General features: G+C 64.6%; 13 protein-coding genes and 1 pseudogene. All 14 read left to right on the top strand.

What is annotated here, in order from left to right; all coding sequences use genetic code 11:
- Nucleotide 1: 1 nt before the first annotated feature.
- On the top strand, nucleotides 2–1876 hold the full coding sequence (gene tssF / locus LQK81_RS21750) for a type VI secretion system baseplate subunit TssF (RefSeq protein WP_230808489.1): 1875 nt from the start codon (nucleotides 2–4) through the stop codon (nucleotides 1874–1876).
- A complete protein-coding gene (tssG, locus tag LQK81_RS21745) occupies nucleotides 1840–2859 on the top strand; it encodes a type VI secretion system baseplate subunit TssG (RefSeq protein ID WP_230808488.1) in 1020 nt (339 codons plus the stop codon). The genes tssF and tssG overlap by 37 nt, the downstream gene beginning before the upstream one ends.
- A gap of 23 nt (nucleotides 2860–2882) precedes the next feature.
- Nucleotides 2883–5591 (top strand): type VI secretion system ATPase TssH, encoded by a 2709-nt coding sequence (tssH, locus tag LQK81_RS21740; protein ID WP_230808485.1) that lies wholly within the window; start codon nucleotides 2883–2885, stop codon nucleotides 5589–5591.
- A gap of 127 nt (nucleotides 5592–5718) precedes the next feature.
- Nucleotides 5719–6696 carry a hypothetical protein gene (locus LQK81_RS21735; RefSeq protein WP_230808484.1) on the top strand — a complete coding sequence of 326 codons (978 nt, stop codon included), beginning with the start codon at nucleotides 5719–5721 and terminating at the stop codon, nucleotides 6694–6696.
- Nucleotides 6697–6896: 200 nt separating this feature from the next.
- Nucleotides 6897–7367, top strand: a pseudogene (tssB, locus tag LQK81_RS21730) (type VI secretion system contractile sheath small subunit); the annotation flags it as partial.
- Between the two features lie 195 nt (nucleotides 7368–7562).
- A complete protein-coding gene (locus LQK81_RS21725; RefSeq protein WP_230808577.1) occupies nucleotides 7563–9860 on the top strand; it encodes a type VI secretion system contractile sheath domain-containing protein in 2298 nt (765 codons plus the stop codon).
- Nucleotides 9860–10156: a hypothetical protein gene (locus tag LQK81_RS21720; protein ID WP_230808483.1), complete on the top strand. Its 297-nt coding sequence runs from the start codon at nucleotides 9860–9862 to the stop codon at nucleotides 10154–10156. Before LQK81_RS21725 ends, LQK81_RS21720 begins: the two co-directional genes overlap by 1 nt.
- A 22-nt stretch (nucleotides 10157–10178) precedes the next feature.
- On the top strand, nucleotides 10179–12305 hold the full coding sequence (locus LQK81_RS21715) for a type VI secretion system Vgr family protein (protein ID WP_230808482.1): 2127 nt from the start codon (nucleotides 10179–10181) through the stop codon (nucleotides 12303–12305).
- 11 nt (nucleotides 12306–12316) lie between these two features.
- Nucleotides 12317–12946: a DUF6931 family protein gene (locus tag LQK81_RS21710; RefSeq protein WP_230808481.1), complete on the top strand. Its 630-nt coding sequence runs from the start codon at nucleotides 12317–12319 to the stop codon at nucleotides 12944–12946.
- The gene (locus LQK81_RS21705; RefSeq protein ID WP_230808479.1) at nucleotides 12943–13233 is read left to right on the top strand and encodes a PAAR domain-containing protein; all 291 of its coding nucleotides are present in this window, start codon (nucleotides 12943–12945) and stop codon (nucleotides 13231–13233) included. The genes LQK81_RS21710 and LQK81_RS21705 overlap by 4 nt, the downstream gene beginning before the upstream one ends.
- Before the next feature lie 4 nt (nucleotides 13234–13237).
- Nucleotides 13238–14704: a type VI secretion system-associated FHA domain protein TagH gene (gene tagH, locus LQK81_RS21700; RefSeq protein WP_230808478.1), complete on the top strand. Its 1467-nt coding sequence runs from the start codon at nucleotides 13238–13240 to the stop codon at nucleotides 14702–14704.
- A 12-nt stretch (nucleotides 14705–14716) separates the two neighbouring features.
- Nucleotides 14717–15142: a type VI secretion system lipoprotein TssJ gene (gene tssJ, locus LQK81_RS21695; protein ID WP_230808476.1), complete on the top strand. Its 426-nt coding sequence runs from the start codon at nucleotides 14717–14719 to the stop codon at nucleotides 15140–15142.
- A gap of 27 nt (nucleotides 15143–15169) precedes the next feature.
- Entirely contained in the window at nucleotides 15170–16504 is a 1335-nt protein-coding gene (gene tssK / locus LQK81_RS21690; protein ID WP_230808475.1) for a type VI secretion system baseplate subunit TssK, read from the top strand.
- Nucleotides 16505–16528: 24 nt separating this feature from the next.
- The gene (gene tssL / locus LQK81_RS21685; RefSeq protein ID WP_230808474.1) at nucleotides 16529–17938 is read left to right on the top strand and encodes a type VI secretion system protein TssL, long form; all 1410 of its coding nucleotides are present in this window, start codon (nucleotides 16529–16531) and stop codon (nucleotides 17936–17938) included.

The raw sequence follows: 17938 nt of genomic DNA, 5'->3' as shown, positions 1-17938 counted from the left end.
CATGGATACGCGGCTTCTCAAACACTACGAAAACGAGCTGGGCTACATCCGGGAGATGGGCGCGGAATTCGCCGAGGCCTATCCGAAGATCGCCGCCCGGCTGGGCATGAAGCAGATCGAGGTGCTCGATCCCTATGTCGAGCGCCTGCTCGAGGGTTTTGCTTTCCTCTCGGCCCGCGTGCAGCTGGAACTCGAACTGCAGTACCCGGTCTTCACGCAGAACCTGCTGGAAATCGTCTATCCGCATTTCCTGGCGCCGACCCCTTCCATGACCATTGTCCGGATGGTGCCGGATGCGGCCCAGGGCGGCATAAACGACGGCTTCACCCTGCCGCGCGGCACGTCTCTTCGCGGCCGGCTGACGGATGGCGAGCAGACCGCCTGCCAGTTCCGGACATCGCAGGACCTGACCCTGTGGCCGATCGAGCTTGCCGAAGCGGAATATGTCGAGGGCCGCAGCGAACTGGTGGCAGCGGGACTGGCGAAGGACAACGCCGCCAAGGCGGCACTGCGCCTTCGTATCCGGCGCAATGGCGGCGCACCGCTTAGCAAACTGCCGCTCGATCGCCTGACGCTTCATCTCTCGGGCGCCGGTGCCGAGGCCTGGCGTCTGTACGAGGCGATCCTGGCCCAGGGTCTCGGTCTGGCAGGACGCTCGACGGACCGGCGGCAGGACTGGTCGCTCTCGCTTGGAAAGACCATCCGCCCACGCGGCTTCGAGCCCGAGGAAGCCCTCCTGCCGGTCCCCGGCCAGTCCTTCGAGGGCTACCGGCTGTTGCAGGAATATTTCGCCATGCCGCAGCGGTTCTTCTTCATCGATCTCGGCGGGCTGCAGCCCGCGGTTCGACGGGCGGAAGGCGACGATCTCGATATCTACATCCTGCTGGCCGAGGGCAATCCGGCGTTGAAATCGATCACCGCCCGAAGCTTCGACATGTTCGCGGTTCCGGCGATCAATCTCTTTTCCAAGCGCTGCGACCGGGTGGCGGTGGCCGGCACCGAGATCGACCATCTCGTGACCGTCGACCGCACGGCACCGCTCGACTACGAGATCTATCAGCTCGAGGACGTCATCGGGATTGCTGGGGACGGGGCCGAAGACATTTCCTTCCGTCCCTTCTACAGCGCCCAGGATTTCACCCCCTTCGCCGATACCCACGACGCCTATTACAATGTCCGTCGCCGGATGCGTCAGCGCTCGGAGAAGCAGCGGCTGAAGGGTACGCGGACCTCCTATCTCGGCGCGGAAATCTATCTCTCGCTCAGCGACCGCAAGCAGGCGCCCTATCCCAGTCATGTGAAACAACTGGCCGTCAGGGCGCTGTGCACCAATCGCGACCTGCCGATGCTGACCGCGATCGGCGGAGCGGAGACCGATTTCACCCTTCCCGATGGAGGTCCGGCCTCCGAAGTCCGCGCGATCGTGCCGCCCACACGGCCGCGCCAGAGCCTGGCCGAAGGTGTCCGCGCCTGGCAGCTCGTCAGCCATCTGAGCCTCAACTATCTCTCGCTGGCCGATGCGGATCGCGGCAAGGGGGCCAATGCCCTGCGCGAACTGATCGGCCTTTACACCCCCTTGGGCGAACCGGCCCTCGCCAAGCAGATGGAAGGGCTGATCTCCGTCAGCTCAAGACCGATCGTCCGCCGCATGGCCGAACAGGTGCTCTCCACCGCCGTGCGCGGGCTCGAGGTCCGCGTCGGCTTCGACGAGAGCTTCTTCGAAGGGTCCGGCTGCTACCTGCTCGGCGCGGTGCTGGAGGCGTTCTTCGCCAAATACGTATCGCTCAACAGCTTTACCGAGACCGTCATTCATTCACAGCAGCGGGGGGACATCGCGAGATGGCCGGCCAAAAGCGGGAGGCGGGTCCTGATCTGAGCCGCCTGGCCGCGCTCGGACAGGACCCGCAGTCCCATCACATCTTTCAGGCCTTGCGGTTGATCGAGGCCACCCATTCCGACCGTCCGCGCCTCGGACGGTCGCGCCGTCCTTCGCAGGATGCGGTCCGTCTGTCACAGGCGCCGGAGCTCGCCTTTCCGACCTCCACGCTCTCGGCCTTCTCCAGCGATCCGGAAACCGGCCGCCATCTCCTGACGCAGCGGTTCTTCGGGCTCTTCGGCCCCAACGGCGCGCTGCCGCTGCATCTGACCGAATATGCCCGCGACCGGCAGCGGAACCACCAGGACCCGACGATCGTCGCCTTCGCCGACGTCTTCCACCATCGCATGATGTCGCTTCTCTACCGGGCATGGGCAACCGGCGAACCGGCCCCCTCCTTCGACCGCCCCGACGATGATCCCTTCGGCACCAAGCTCGACGCCCTCGCCGGCCTGGCCGGCGAAAACTTCGAATGCCGTGACGCCATGCCTGATCTTGCCAAGCGGCATTTCGCCGGCCTGCTCGCGACCGCCCCGCGCAGCGAGGCCGGCCTCAAGGCGATCCTGGCACGCTTCTTCCGCGCGGAGATCTCGATCGAAAGCTTTGTCGGCAGTTGGCTGCATCTGGAACCCCATGATCGCGGCCGTCTGGGCAATGCCAGCCTCGGCGGTTGCGCCAGTCTCGGCGAGAAAGTCTGGTCGCGCGAAGCCCGGTTTCGCATCCGTATGGGTCCGCTCTCGCTCGAGGACTACCGTCGCCTGCTGCCGGGCGGCCAGAGCCTCAAGCGGCTGGCAGCACTCATCCGCGGCTATGCCGGCGACACTCTGGAATGGGAGGCAAACCTGGTGCTCGACAGGAACCAGGTGCCGCCAAGCGTCCTCGGCCGTTCCGGAGCGCTTGGACACACCACCTGGATAGGCGTGCGACCGGCCGCCGACGCCGACGATCTGTATCTCACGGCTCCGGCGCAGCATGCGCCCTGAGCCAGCCATCGGGAAGGACGACCATGTCTGACATCAGCCGCGTCGCGCTGTTTGGAAAATTGAACCGGCTGGGCTTCCAGTCGATCGAAAGCGCCACCGTCTTCTGCAAGATGCGCGGCAATCCCTATGTCGAGCTGGTTCACTGGGTGCACCAGATCCTGCAGGGGCAGGACAGCGACCTGCATCGCATCGCCCGCCACTACGAGCTGGAGCCGGCGCGGGTCGCCTCCGATCTTGTGCGCAGCCTTGACGCCCTGCCGCGTGGGTCGACCTCCATTTCCGATCTCTCGCCTCACCTGGAAGACGCGGTCGAACGGGCCTGGGTTCATGCCTCGCTGCAGTTCGGCAGCAGCCAGGTCAGGACCGGTCACCTGGTACTGGGCATGCTGAAGACACCCCAGCTGAAAGGCGTGTTCGAGGGGATTTCCGGCGAATTTCGCAAGATCCGCGTCGAGGATCTGGCCGATCGTTTCGACGAGATCCTGAACGGTTCGCCCGAGGAGGGTCTCGCCTCCCAGGACGGCACGTCGCTCGCCGGCGGCCAACCGGGCGAGGCTTCGGGCGCCACGCCCGCCCAGCTGGGTGGCGGCAAGTCGCTGGAACAGTTCTGCACCGACCTGACCGAGAAGGCCCGCAAGGGCGAGATCGACGCCATCGTCGGACGTGACGATGAAATCCGCCAGGTGATCGACGTGCTGATGCGCCGCCGGCAGAACAATCCGATCCTCACCGGCGAGGCCGGCGTCGGCAAGACCGCCGTGGTCGAGGGTTTCGCTCTGCGTATCGTCCGGGGCGATGTGCCGCCGGCACTTCGCGAAGCACGGCTTCTCTCCCTCGACGTCGGTCTGCTGCAGGCCGGCGCCTCGATGAAGGGCGAGTTCGAAAACCGCCTTAAGAGCGTGATCGAGGAAGTCCAGGCCAGCCCGGTTCCGATCGTCATGTTCGTCGACGAAACCCACACGCTCGTCGGCGCCGGAGGTGCTGCCGGCACGGGCGATGCCGCCAACCTTCTCAAGCCGGCGCTCGCGCGCGGCACCCTGCGCACGATCGGCGCCACGACCTGGGCGGAATACAAGAAGCATATCGAGAAGGACCCCGCACTGACCCGCCGCTTCCAGGTGGTGCAGGTCGCCGAGCCCGACGAGGCAAAGGCGATCCTGATGATGCGCGGCACGGCCTCGATGCTGGAACGGTACCACAAGGTGCAGATCCTCGACGAGGCGCTTGAGGCGGCCGTCAGGCTCTCGGCCCGCTATATCCCGGCCCGGCAGCTTCCCGACAAGTCGGTGAGCGTGCTCGACACCGCCTGCGCCCGCGTGTCGATCAGCCTGCACGCGGTTCCCGCCCCCGTGGACGATTGCCGGCGTCGCATCGATGCCCTGAAGACGGAGCTGGAAATCATCGGCCGCGACGAAACCGCGGGCGCCGAGGTGACGGACCGTCGCGCCAGGGTCGAGGCCGAGCTTGCGACCGAGAGTGCGCGGCTCGACGAGATCACCGCCCGCTGGGACAAGGAAAAATCGCTGGTCGGCGAAATCCTCGACCTGCGCGCCCGGCTGCGCGAGGGCGGTCAGCCGATCGAGGCAAAGGACGGCGCGCAAGCGGCCCCCGCCGCGACCGGCACGGCGCTCTTGGGCGACGAGCGTGAGGCGGCCATTGCGGAGCTGCGGCGCAAGCAGGCGGAACTTGCAACCCTGCAGGGCGAGGCGCCGCTGATGTTCCCGATCGTCGATGCCCAGGCGGTCGGCGCCATCGTCTCGGACTGGACCGGCATTCCGGTCGGGCGCATGGTCAAGGACGAGATCCGCACCGTGCTCAACCTCGCCGACCACCTGTCGAAGCGCGTGATCGGCCAGGATCACGCGATGGAGATGATCGCCAGGCGGGTCAAGGCATCGCGCGCCGGGCTCGACAATCCGTCGAAGCCGATCGGCGTCTTCATGCTGGCCGGCACGTCCGGCGTCGGCAAGACGGAAACCGCGTTGGCGCTGGCCGAGACCCTCTATGGCGGCGAACAGAACGTCATCACCATCAACATGTCGGAATTCCAGGAGGCGCACACCGTCTCAAGCCTCAAGGGCGCCCCTCCCGGCTATGTCGGCTATGGCGAAGGCGGCGTGCTGACCGAGGCGGTCCGGCGCAAGCCCTATTCCGTCGTGCTGCTCGACGAGGTGGAGAAGGCCCATCCCGATGTGCACGAAATCTTCTTCCAGGTCTTCGACAAGGGGATCATGGAGGATGGCGAAGGCCGGGCGATCGATTTCCGCAACACGCTCATCCTGCTCACGTCAAATGTCGGCTCGGAGGTCATCATGGACCTGTGCGCCGATCCCGAACTGATGCCCGAACCCGAGGGCATGACGCAGGCCCTGCGCGAGCCGCTGCTGAAGGTCTTTCCCCCTGCCCTGCTCGGCCGGATGGTGACCATCCCCTATTACCCGCTCTCTCCGGACATGGTTTCCCGGATTACGCGGTTGCAGCTCGAGCGCATCAGCAAACGCGTCAAGGCGACCTATGACGTGCCCTTCACCTATTCCGACGCGGTCGTCGACACGATCGTATCGCGCTGCCAGGAGCTGGAAAGCGGCGGTCGCATGATCGACGCCATCGTCACCAACACGATGCTGCCGGCAATCTCGACCGAGGTTCTGACCCGCATGCTCGAAGGCGGCAAGGTGGCGCGCATCGCGATCGATATCGCGGAGGGAGATTTCACCTACGCCTTCGATTGAAGGACGAACATACTGGAATAAAGAGGACTTCTAAACGATGGAAACCACGCACAAGTTTTACATTGTCGATCTGGTTCGCAACAGGCCCAAGAGCAAGTTCGTAGAGATACCCAGATATACAGTGAGAATGGAGATCACCGTCTCCACGAGGGGTAAAGATCCCGCGCCGGAATCGCTTCTCAAACGGTTGGAGGAGGAAGGGCGCAAGGCACTGGAGGCAAAGGAGAAGGAAATCACCCTCTATGCCTTCGCGGTGGCCAAGCAGGTCAACGAGCTTCTCGGCGACGGCAAGCCTGACGACGAGGATCACCCGAAGGCGATGTACATCGCTTCCATCGCGAACAAGAAGATTCAGGAGCTGCTGGATTCGGCCAAAGAGGACGCGGACAACAAGGTCAAGAAGCGATTTGAAAGGGAAAAGAAGGACAACGAGAACCTGCGCGAGGCGCAGGTCAAGACGGCCATTTTCTTCGCGACCTCCGTGATCAAGCTTGTCGCAAGCGCCGCCAAGCTCGCCGCGTCCCATGGAACAGACATTTCGGCTATCGTCGGCATTCTGAACACGCTGGTCACCCTCCAGGCCGAGATTATCCAGCTCGGAAAGCGAGAGAACGAACTGGAACGGGACCTCGAAGGCGCGCTCTCCAACTACCTCACCGAAAAGAAAAAGGACACCTCAGCGAAAAAACCCTCGAAGGATGTGGATAACGCCGCAGGCAAGGTCGAGAAGACACGTAAGTATTATCGCGATCACCTGACCAAATTCCGGCAAAAAATCGATAATGTTTCTGTGAATGCAGGAAAGCTGCAGACAGAGATGAAGGCCGCCACGACGCTGAAGGAAGGCGTCAAGGTCGGAGCAGCCTGCATGAAGCTCAAAGGCGAAGTTCGCTCGATGACCGAGACGCTGACAAAACGCGAGCGTTATCTGGCCGACATGCAGGACATGTTCAAGAAAAACGGTGGCGACGTCGATGACCGCACCGTGATGGACAAGCTCAAGGCCTTCAACAAGGAGACGATTTTCGAGAAAGCCAACAGCCTCACCGAAACCGTGGGGGAAGTCAGGTCGCTTTTCGACAGTATCAAGGAACTGGCGGTCTAGGCCCCGGGAAAGCCCCGTTTTCAAGCGGGGCGGCACTTTTGCCTGCCATGCAAATGGCGTGAGCGCCGGCAAAAGGGCGATCTTCGTTTTTTTTGCTTCCGGTTCGAACCTCTTTGACTTTCCCGAGCACTAACCAGCAACAGGGCCGTGGTCGACTATTCCGACACCCGCCCGATTGTCAGGTTCTCGGGGAAGGTTCGATGTCGAAAAGCGGTCAGAAATTCGTTGCGCGCAACCGGGCGCCTCGGGTGCAGATCGAATATGACGTGGAAGTGTACGGAGCGGAAAAGACGGTCCAGCTGCCTTTCGTCATGGGCGTGATGGCCGATCTCTCCGGCAATTCGGCCGAGCCCCTGCCGGCGGTCGCCGATCGCAAGTTCCTGGAAATCGACGTCGACAATTTCGACGAACGGATGAAGGCGATCCGTCCGCGCGCGGCCTTCCATGTGCCCAACATGCTGACGGGCGAAGGCAATCTCTCCGTCGACCTGACCTTCGAGCGCCTGGAGGACTTTTCTCCGGCGGCGATCGCGAAGAACGTGGAACCGCTGCGCAAGCTTCTGGAGGCACGGACAAAGCTCAGCCATCTCGTAACCTACATGGACGGCAAGACCGGAGCGGAGGATCTGATCGCGAAACTGATCTCCGATCCCGCCACGCTCGCGGCGCTGACCGGACTTTCCGGCGCGTCGGGAAATCCGTCCGACGACCGCTCGAATGCGCTCGAAAGCCTGCGGGCTGCGGTGCCGGATGCCGAGGAGCCTGCCGGGCGCGACGATGTCGATGCGATCCTGAACTCCCTTCGCGCAACGCCGGTTGCGGAAGCGGTCGATGAAAGCGCCGCCACCGCATCCGTACTGGACCGGATGAAGCTTGTCGCTGCTTCCGACGAGGCCGAAATCCCTGACAATGCCGACCGGATAGAGGAATTCGAACCGGTATCCGACGACACGGCGGAAGCGGATCCGGTTGCGGACGACGATCTGGATGCGCTGTTGAACAATCTCGGCGACGACACCGACGAGGTATCGGACGCGGAGCCAGACGACGACATCGACGCCCTGTTGCTGCTGAACATCGAGGATGAAGATGCGGCGGACACCGTCGCCAGCGAACTGCCGGAGAGCTTCCTCGACAGCCCCGAATTGTCGGAGGCTGCCGAGCTTTCGCCGAATGAGGAAGCCGGGGAGGAGCCGCAGCCCGACGCTGACGACGATCTCGACGCCCTTTTGCAAAATCTCGGCGCCTCCGACGATGAAACCGGGGCGGAGCCGGACGCCGACCTCGATGCCCTGCTGAGTGGGCTCGATGCGGACTCGCAGGACGAGGCCACGGAACCCGACACGGATGACGACCTGTCCAGCCTCCTCGCCGGCCTCGACGATGACGAGACGGAAGAAACCGCGGACACCGAAGAGCCGGCGGCGGCGATCCTGTCCCCCTTCGGCACCCTGACGGCGGAACGACCCGCCGAGCTCGATCTGCCTCGGGCAAAATTCCGCATTGCGCTTCTTGGCGATTTTTCCGGCCGGGCCGTGCGCGGGTCAATCGAGATCGGCGACGAGCTTGCCGCTCGCAAGCCGATCCGCTTCGACGTCGACAGCATCGACGCCGTGATCGCCCGCTTCGCCACGACGCTTGTCCTGCCGATCGGCGCGGACGGCGCGGGCGTCGAAGTGACGTTGAGGAACCTCGACGACCTGCATCCCGATGCGCTTTACGACAATGTCGCCCTGTTCGAGGAACTCGCCGGTCTTCGCCAGCGTGTCGCCCGGGGCGATCAGCGGGCCATGGCCGAATTGCAGGGCTTCGCCGGCATTCACGCAGACTTCGACCTTTCGTCCCGCAAGCGGGCGAAAGGTAGCGCCGTACCGGCCGATCGCAGGCTCGGCGATTTCCGCTCGCTCATCGGCGACAGCCAGGGTCGGCTGACGCAGGCAAGCCCCGCCACGGAACTGATCGCCCGGATCGTCGGCCCCTATGTTCATGCCGCCCGCGACCCCGCCCAGGACACGATGCTCGCCGTCATCGACGAGGCGCTTTCGGGCGCGATGCGCGCCATTCTCCATCATCCGGATTTTCAGGCGGTCGAGGCCACCTGGCGCAGCCTGGAACTTCTGGCGCGGCGGATCGAGACCGGTGCAAACCTCGAAATCGTGCTTTACGACGTCTCCGCCGAGGAATGGGCGGCGGATCTCTCGGCCCAGGACGACCTGTCGGAAAGCGGGCTGTTCCGCATGCTGGCCGAGGAGCCCAGGCTCGATGATCGGCAGGGACCGCTGTCCGCCGTGTTCGGTCTCTACACGCTGGAAGAAACCCCGCCGCACGCCGAGCTTCTGGCGCGCATGTCGAAAATATCGGCCTGGATGAACGCGCCCTTCGTCGCGGCGATCTCCCCGCAATTCCTGGAAACGCGCAAGCATGACCGCCATCCGATCGTCGCCAGGACATGGGATGATCTGCGGGCACTTCCCGAGGCGGCCCATGTCGGCCTTGCGGCGCCGCGCTTCCTGCTGCGCCTGCCCTATGGCCGCCGGACCGAGCCGGTCGAGCCGTTCGACTTCGAGGAATTCACCCTGCGCAGCGGCCTCAAGGGCATGCTGTGGGCCAATCCGGCCATCCTCTCGGCCATCCTCATGGCCGCCACGGTGACCCGCATGGGCAAGACAATACGCCTCGGCGAGGTCATGTCGCTCGGCGACATTCCCATGCATGTCATGACCGATCAGCACGGCGACCAGATCGCGCTGCCCTGCACCGAGCGGCTGCTGGATACGCGTGGCGCGGCCGAGGTCGTGGCGCGCGGCTTCATGCCGGTCCTGTCCGTCAAGGGGCGCACGGAAATCCGCCAGGGCTCGTTCCAATCGCTTGGTGGCGCCATGCTCGCCGGACCCTGGGCGGGCACGCCAACCCGTTCGGCGAGCATGGATGACACCATCATCTCGTTTGCCGCCGCCCCATCGACGGAGACCGGGGACACCGCGCCCGCCACCGAATCGAATGATGGCGCGGAACCCGACTTCGATCTCAATCTCGACACCGGAACCGCTTCCGACGACGACGTCAGCCTTGATGACCTGCTTGCCCAGTTCGCCGACGACACCGGCGGATCGTCGGATTCCGAACTCGACCCCGAACTGGCGGCCCTTCTGGAGAACCTGTGATGCAACACCTTGAGACCAACCAGGAAGATGACCGGGATGAAGGCATCCTTCTCGTCGAAGTGGAGCAATCCTTCTGGCTGCTGGACGGCGACGCGCATCTCAGCGCCATGTTGAGCAATGAAAAGCCCTATCCCAAGCCGGTGCGCTGCCTGGGCCTGCCTTCAATGTCGGCGCTGGGCGAGCTGTTGCCGGAAGGCGTCACCCCGGGCGAATTGTGGGCCGTTCATCCCGACATCGTCGCACGTCTGAAGCAGAACGACGAGCTGGTCGCCGTCGAGCTGGCCCAGCCGAACTGAGCGGGGACGAAGGAAACCGTCGATGGCCAGCAACAGCATTCTGGAAGGACGTCAGGTCCGCCTCGAGCTTCCCAACAACCTCAAGGGTTTCCTCATGAGGGCCGAGGTCGGGGAAGGCCTGAGCCGGATCACGGAAGCGACGATCGAGTTCATGTCTCCGGATATCGACCTCGACCTGCAAAAGATCGTCGGTGAGCGTCTGCGGCTGGAGATCGATGCGCCGAAGGACAAGATTCGCTATTTCCAGGGGCGCTGCGCCGCCGCCGAATATCTGGGTTCCCATGCCGGACGCGGCTATTTCCGCGCCGAGGTGCGGCCGTGGCTGTGGTTCCTGACGCTGACCTCGAACTGCCGGATATTCCAGGACAAGTCGGTGATCGACGTGATCAAGGAAATCTTCGGCCAGCACGGTTTTTCCGACTTCCGGAACACGACCAAGCATCCCTACCCCAAGCGCAATTATTGCGTTCAGTACCACGAGACCGATTTCGCCTTTGTCTCCCGGCTGATGGAGGAGGAAGGCATCTATTATTATTTCACCCACGAGAAGACGAAGGAGATCCTGGTCCTCGCAGACGAGGCCAGCGCTCACAAGGAAATCGAGGACGGCGCCGAGATCGAATTCTACTTCCGCGAATCCTCCTATCGCCGAAACGAGGACCATGTCTTCGAATGGCGCGGCGCCGAAAGCATCCGCACCGGCAAGGTCACCCTGCAGGACTATGATTTCGAGAAGCCGAGATCCGACCTGAAATCGGTGAAGGCGCTCCCCAAGGGCAAGCATGCCTATAAGTCCTACGAGGTCTATGAATATCCGGGTCGACACGCCGACATCCGCGAAGGCGAACATCATGCGCGCGTCAAGGTCGAGGGTTTCGCCGCCCAGGCCCAGCGCTCCCGCGGCGTCAGCAATGTCCGCCAGATGGCGGCCGGCAACAAGTTCAAGCTGAAGAAACATCCCCGCAAGGCGGAAAACAGCGAGTATCTCGTCATTCATGCCCGCCACCAGCTGCAGATCGACGCCGATGTCGAGGACCGCGAATTCATCGATGCAATCCTCGGCCCGACGCTCGATTTCGACGGTGGCAACAGCAGCGACATCTATCGCTGCATCTTCGAGGTCCAGCCGGTCGACATGGCATTTCGCGCGCCGCAGGTCACCCCGCGCCCGACCCATTCCGGCCTGCAGACCGCCGTCGTCGTCGGAAAGCCGGGCGAGGAAATCTGGACCGACCAGTATGGCCGGGTGAAGGTTCAGTTCCATTGGGACCGCCTGGGGCGTCGCGACGACATGTCGTCCTGCTGGATCCGCACCGCCGTGCCGTGGAGCGGCAAAGGCTGGGGCATGGTCGGCGTTCCGCGCATCGGCCAGGAAGTGGTCGTCCAGTTCGAGGAAGGTGATCTCGACCGTCCGCTGATCACCGGCATGGTCTACAACGGCGATACCAGATTGCCCTATACCCTGCCCGCCAACCAGACCCAGGTCGGGCTGAAGACCAACAGCTCGAAAGGCGGCGGCGGCTTCAACGAGCTCGTCTTCGACGACAAGCGGGACGCGGAGCTCGTGCGCTTCCAGGCCGAGCGCGACTACACGCAGATCGTCAAGAACAATGCGGAGATCACTGTCGGCCTGGAGCATCGCAAGGGCGGCACCTTGCGCCAGACCATCCATGGCGACAAGACCGAGACCATTCGCGAGGGCAACCACAGCTTCACCGTCGCCAAGGGCGAGGAGGCGATCTCGATCGCCCAGAAGCGTACCACCACGATCGGCAATGATGACAAGCTGACCGTCAAGGCCGACCAGGCCGTCGCCATCACCGGCGTGAAGTCCGACGATATCGGCAAGAGCTACGACATAGATGTCGGAACGACGCTGAAAATCTCGGCCGGGTCGAAGATCACGCTGGTCTGCGGCGGCTCGCAGATCGAGATGACGCCGGCGAAGATCACGATTTCCTCCACCCAGATCGAGGTGAAGGCCACCGCCACCGCCAAGGTGACGGCCGGTGCCCAGCTGACGATGGAAGGCCAGGGACAGGCCTCGCTGAAGGGTGGCGGCATGCTGAAGCTCGAGGGCGGCGGCATGACCCAGCTGAAATCCTCCGGCCTGCTGATCGCCAAGGGCGCTCTGACGATGATCAACTGATGGGCACGGCGATGACAGACGGTTCTCCCTATCGCGATCTGAAGAAACTGCCCGGCATTCCGGCGGCCAGGATCCTTGCGCAAGGCAATGTCGTGCTGCGGACACGGCTGGAGGCCGCCGCCAGCGCCTCGATCGCCGACGTGCTGGCGGAACTGGAGACAAAAGGCGCGCTGATCGACATGCTGCAGCTTCTCGCCCACAGCCTTCCCGCCCGCGAGGCGACTTGGTGGGCCTGCCTGTCGGCGCGCGACATCGTTCCCGAAGGCGCCACCATCCCCGCCTCCCTGAAGGCCGCCGAGGCATGGGTCTACCAGCCCGGCGTCGAGAGCCGGACCCGTGCCCGCGAGGCGCTGGACAGCGCCGGAAACGAGGACGAGACCTTTCTCTGCGCCATGGCGGCCAGCTTCGCCGACGGCACGCTCGGCCCCGGCGAACTCGAGGACTACCAGGCGCCGCCCGGCGCCGTGGGTGGCGCGGTATTCGGCATGGCGCTCACCTCGCTGTTCCATAACGAGGAACAGGTCGGAACGCGCGGTCCGCTGCTTCTCGCCCGCGCACTCGATATCGCCCGGGGTGGCAGCGGCAATGCCGGCGCCGGCGCCGCTGGCCGAGCCATGCCCGGCAGCGAGGCGACGCCATGACCCTGCCCGCCGCGCGCGTCGCCGACAATCATGTGTGCCCGATGCTGACCGGGGTCATCCCGCATGTGGGAGGCCCGATCGCCGTGCCCTGCCCGACCGTGCTGATCGGCAAGATGCCGGCCGCGACCGCAACCGCCATGGCCGTCTGCATCGGTCCGCCGGACATGATCGCCAAGGGCTCGGCCACGGTCCTGACCGGCAAGAAGCCCCAGGCCCGGCTGGGTGACACCTGCGCCCATGGCGGCGCGATCGTCATGGGCTGCGTCACAGTTCTGGTGGGAGGATAGCGCCATGGGTCTCACACTGCGACTGATGTCCTCGGGCACGCTTCCCAATGGACGCAACACGATCGACATGGTCAATGGCGCGCTGACCATCGGGCGCGGCGAGGAAAACGATCTCGCCCTGCCGGATCCGGACCGCCAGCTGTCCAAGCGCCACTGCGTGCTCGAGGAGCGCAATGGCGACTATGTCATCATCGACATCAGCACGAACGGCACGTTTCTGAACTATGGTACTGAACGTCTCGGCACGATCCCCACGCCGCTCAACCATGGCGACGTGATCCAACTCGGTTCGTTCGAGTTGACCGTCGAGATCGCGGCTGCGGCGCACAATGCTCGCGCCGTACAGCCGCTGCCACCGGCCGCAGACAGCGTGATCGCTCCCGTTCCATCCGCCGGTGCGCATCCGACGTCCGGCCTGGACGACTTCCTGGCCGGCATGGTGACGCCGGGCCATGACCCGCTCGACGACCTGCTCGGCTCGAGCGCTCCCGTCGCCGGCGCCCCGTCCTGGAACAGCCCCGCTCTCCCCGACGACCCGTTGTCGGCGGTGCTGCCTGGTGCCGACAGCTTCCTCGGCGGCCAGCCGTCGCCTTCGCAAGGTGCGAGCATCTCTGATCATCGCCCGACATCGCAGGACTATTTCGCCGTTCCGGCCGTTCAGTCCTCGGCGATCCCGGACGACTGGGACGAGCTCTTTGCCCCGGCGCCACAGGAACCCGCCGCCCAATCGGCACCCCAGCCGGCACCTCCCGCACCTCCGGCATTCGAACCACCGCCGGCGGCTCCCGCTTTCGCGCCGCCGCCCCCTCCGCCTTCCTTCCCTTCGGTTTCCGCCACCCCGGTTCAGCCGGCCGCGGCCAGTGTCCCTCCGACGCCCACGTCGCCGGCGACAGGCGATGCCGCGGCACGGGCGTTTCTCGCCGGCGCGGGCGCGAGCCACCTGAACATCCCTCCCGCCGAACTGGAGGACATCATGAAGCGGCTCGGCGGCGTGTTCGCAGCCATGGTCACCGGCATGCGGGAAATCCTGATGACCCGCGCCTCGATCAAGAGCGAGATGCGCATGGACCGCACCATGATCGGCTCGAGTGGCAACAATCCGCTGAAATTCTCGATCAGTCCGGAACAGGCGATCGAGGCGATGATCCGCCCGACGGTGCGTGGCTATCTTGATGCCGACGCGGCCACCGCCGAAGCGCTGAACGACATTCGCGCCCATGAAGTGGCGATGATGTCCGGCATGCAGGCGGCGTTGAAGGACCTGCTCCAGCGGCTCGGCCCCGATCAGCTGTCGGCCCGCATCGAGTCCGGAACGACGCTTGGCAGCCTGCTGGCCGGCAAGAAGGCCCGTTACTGGGAAGCCTACGAAAAGATGTACGCCCAGATCGCGAAGGAGACCGAAGACGACTTCCAGTCCGCCTTCGGTCGCGAATTCGCACGGGCCTATCAAGCACAACTCCGCAAACTCTAGAAGGAACGGACCATGTCCCTCATCCGCTCAATATTCGCCCTGGCAGGATTCCTCGCCCTTTTCGGTTGCGCCGCAACCGGACCAGCGGCGACGACCGTCCAGCTCTCCATCGCCGGCACGAACGACATGAACGGCGGCGCGCCGGCGAAGGTCAAGGTTTACTATCTCACTTCGAGCGGAACCTTCCGGACTTCGGACTTCTTCACGGTCTTCAATTCACCCCAGGCCGCACTCGGCGCCGACCTGATCGCCGTCGACGAATTCCAGCTGGCTCCGGGCCGCACAGTCAACAATACCCGCAGCTTCCCGACGGCGCCTGCGGCGATCGGCGTGGTCGCCGCCTTCCGCGATATCGATGGCGCGAAGTTCCTCGATGTTCGCCCGTTTACCGACAATGTCCGGATCGTCGTCTCCGGCAAGTCCGTTTCGATCCGCTGAACCGGCCATTGAAGGAGTAACGCAAGCGTGTCCTGGGAAAACAAGGTCGTCTGGCAGGAGGGGCTGTTCCTCCAGCCCCATCACTTCCAGCAGCATGACCGATATGTCGAGGCTCTGGTTGCCGGCGTCGCTTCGGCTGTCGCGCCCTATGCCTGGGGCGTCAGGGAGCTGACGCTCGACGAGGAATTGCTGAAGCTCGGCAAGATAGCCGTGAAATCCTGCACCGGCCTCACGCCCGACGGCACGACATTCCGGATACCGCTCACCGACGATCACCCTTCGGCGCTGGAAGTCCCGGCCAGCGTCAAGAATTCCGTCGTCTATCTGGCGATCCCGATCCGCCGGCAGGGCGCCGCCGAAGTCGACATGACCGGGGCGCCGCAATCCGCGGCGCGGTTCAGGCCCGACGAGATCGAGGTGACCGACAGCATGGGCCGCGACAACAGGGCCGTGCGCATGGCGATCGCCAGGTTGCGCCTTCAATTCGCGATCGATCTGGACGATCTTTCGGACCAGATCGTCATCCCGATCGCGCGCATCATCGAGGTGCGCCAGGACCGCGAGATCATCCTCGACCGCGCCTTCATCGCCACCTGCACCGATGCCCGCGCCGCGCCGCCGCTGCATGACTTCCTGCGGGAGCTGGAAGGTCTGCTGAGCCATCGCGCCGAGGCGCTGGCCGGGCGACTGAACCAGAACGGTACGGCGAAGGGCGTCGCCGAGATCACAGACTTCCTGCTGCTTCTGTCCGTCAACAAGGCCTTGCCGGCGATCCGCCACCTCGTCTCCATCGAGAATGCGCATCCGCAGGTGGTCTTCCAGACGCTGGCCTCGCTCGCCGGCGAGATCGCCACGTTCATGACGCCCGAGAAACTGTCGCCCCAGTTTCCGATCTACCAGCATCACGACCTGACCAATGTGTTCCAGCCGGTCTTCCGGGCGCTGCGCCAGTACCTCAGCGCGGTGCTGGAGCAGAACGCGGTCCTGATCCCGATCGAGCCGCGCAAATACGGCGTGTCGGTGGCCCTGATCAGCGACAAGCGACTGCTGTCGTCGGCGACTTTCGTGCTTGCCGCCAAGGCCGCCGTGCCACCGGAGGCCGTCAGGCGTCACTTTCCGACCCAGGCCAAGCTCGGTCCCGTCGAGGATATCCGCCAGCTCGTCAACTCCGCGCTGCCGGGCGTCGCGCTGCGTCCGCTGCCCGTGGCTCCGCGCCAGGTGCCCTACCACGCCGGCGTCGTCTACTTCGAGCTCGATACGACAGGTCCGTCCTGGAAGCAGATGACGACGTCGGGCGGGCTGGCCGTGCATGTCTCCGGCGACTTTCCCGATCTTGAAATGGAACTCTGGGCCATCCGCTGAGCCCTGCCCCCCGAGGAGCAACCCATGAACCGTGACGACCCCTTTGCCGAACCGTTCGACACGGACAAGACGGTCATCCGACCCAATCCCGCCGGTCGCCGACCCGCGGCCCCGACGCCGATGCCCCCTCCGGACCAGGCATCGCAGCCCGGTCCCGGGCCTGCGGCCATGCCGGCTCCTTCGTCCGGTTACGGTTCCGCTTCGGCGCCTGCGAGCGCGGATGCCCAGAACGTGCCGGTCGGCGCCGGCTCGACAGGCCTGAACCCGCTCAACGCCGCCGCCTCGACACTGTTCTCACTTGTCGCCCGCATCCGTAACCGCGCACAGCATTCCGATCCGGCGGCCCTGCGCGAAAGCGTCGTGACCGAGATCCGCAATTTCGAGAACGCCGCCCTGCAGGCCGGCGTGCCGGCCCAGACCGTTGTCGCCGCCCGCTACGCGATCTGCGCGACGATTGATGACGTCGTGCTGAACACGCCCTGGGGCGGCCAGAGCGTCTGGGCGCTGCAGAGCATGGTTGGCACGTTCCACAAGGAGACCCATGGCGGCGATCGTTTCTATGAACTGCTGTCGCGCTTCGAGGCAGCCCCCTCGCAGAACCGTGACATGCTGGAATTCCTCTATGTCTGCCTGAGCCTCGGCTTCGAGGGCCGCCTGCGCGTCGCCCCGCGCGGGGCCGAAAAGCACCTGGAAATCCGCGATGGCCTTGCAAGGCTGATCCGGACCCATCGCGGCCCGGTCGAGCCTGATCTGTCCATCCGCTGGAGGGGCGCCGATATCGCTCACCGCATGCTGTCCGCCTGGACACCCGTCTGGATCACCGCGGGCGCCACGCTGGCCATGACATGCCTGATCTTCTTCGGTTTCTCCTTTGCATTGGGCGGCGACACCAACCGGCTGAGCGGGCTCATCACCTCCCTCGACGTCAACGGACCGGTCGAGCTCTCGCGCCCGGCACCACCGCCGCCGCCGCCACCGCCGGCACCACAGGAGATTTCGACCGTCGAGGCCGTTTCCTCCTTCCTGAAACCCGAGATCGACGAGGGCCTGGTATCCGTGGCGAGCACTGGCAACACGCTGACGATCAGGATTACCGGCAACGGCATGTTCCCGTCCGGCTCGGACCAGCTCGAGCCACGGTTCGGCGACATCATGGACCGGGTCTCCAAGGCGCTGAACGACGAGGAAGGTCGCATCATCGTCGCCGGCCATTCGGACAATGTTCCGATCAAGTCCGCGCGCTTCGCCTCCAATCTCCAGCTTTCCCTGTCCCGGGCGAAATCCGTGATGGGCCGGATTTCCGGCACGCTGACTGACAAGGGCCGCATCACGGCCGAGGGACGCGCCGACAAGGAGCCGCTGGCGTCGAACGACACGGCCGAGGGTCGTGCCACCAATCGCCGCATCGAAGTCATTCTAGTGAAGGCAGGCTGA

Origin of the sequence: Rhizobium sp. GN54 (assembly GCF_021026345.1) — a bacterium.
Lineage (GTDB): Bacteria > Pseudomonadota > Alphaproteobacteria > Rhizobiales > Rhizobiaceae > Mycoplana.
Note: the sequence above shows the minus strand (reverse complement) of the source record. Positions and strands in the feature narration are given on the sequence as shown.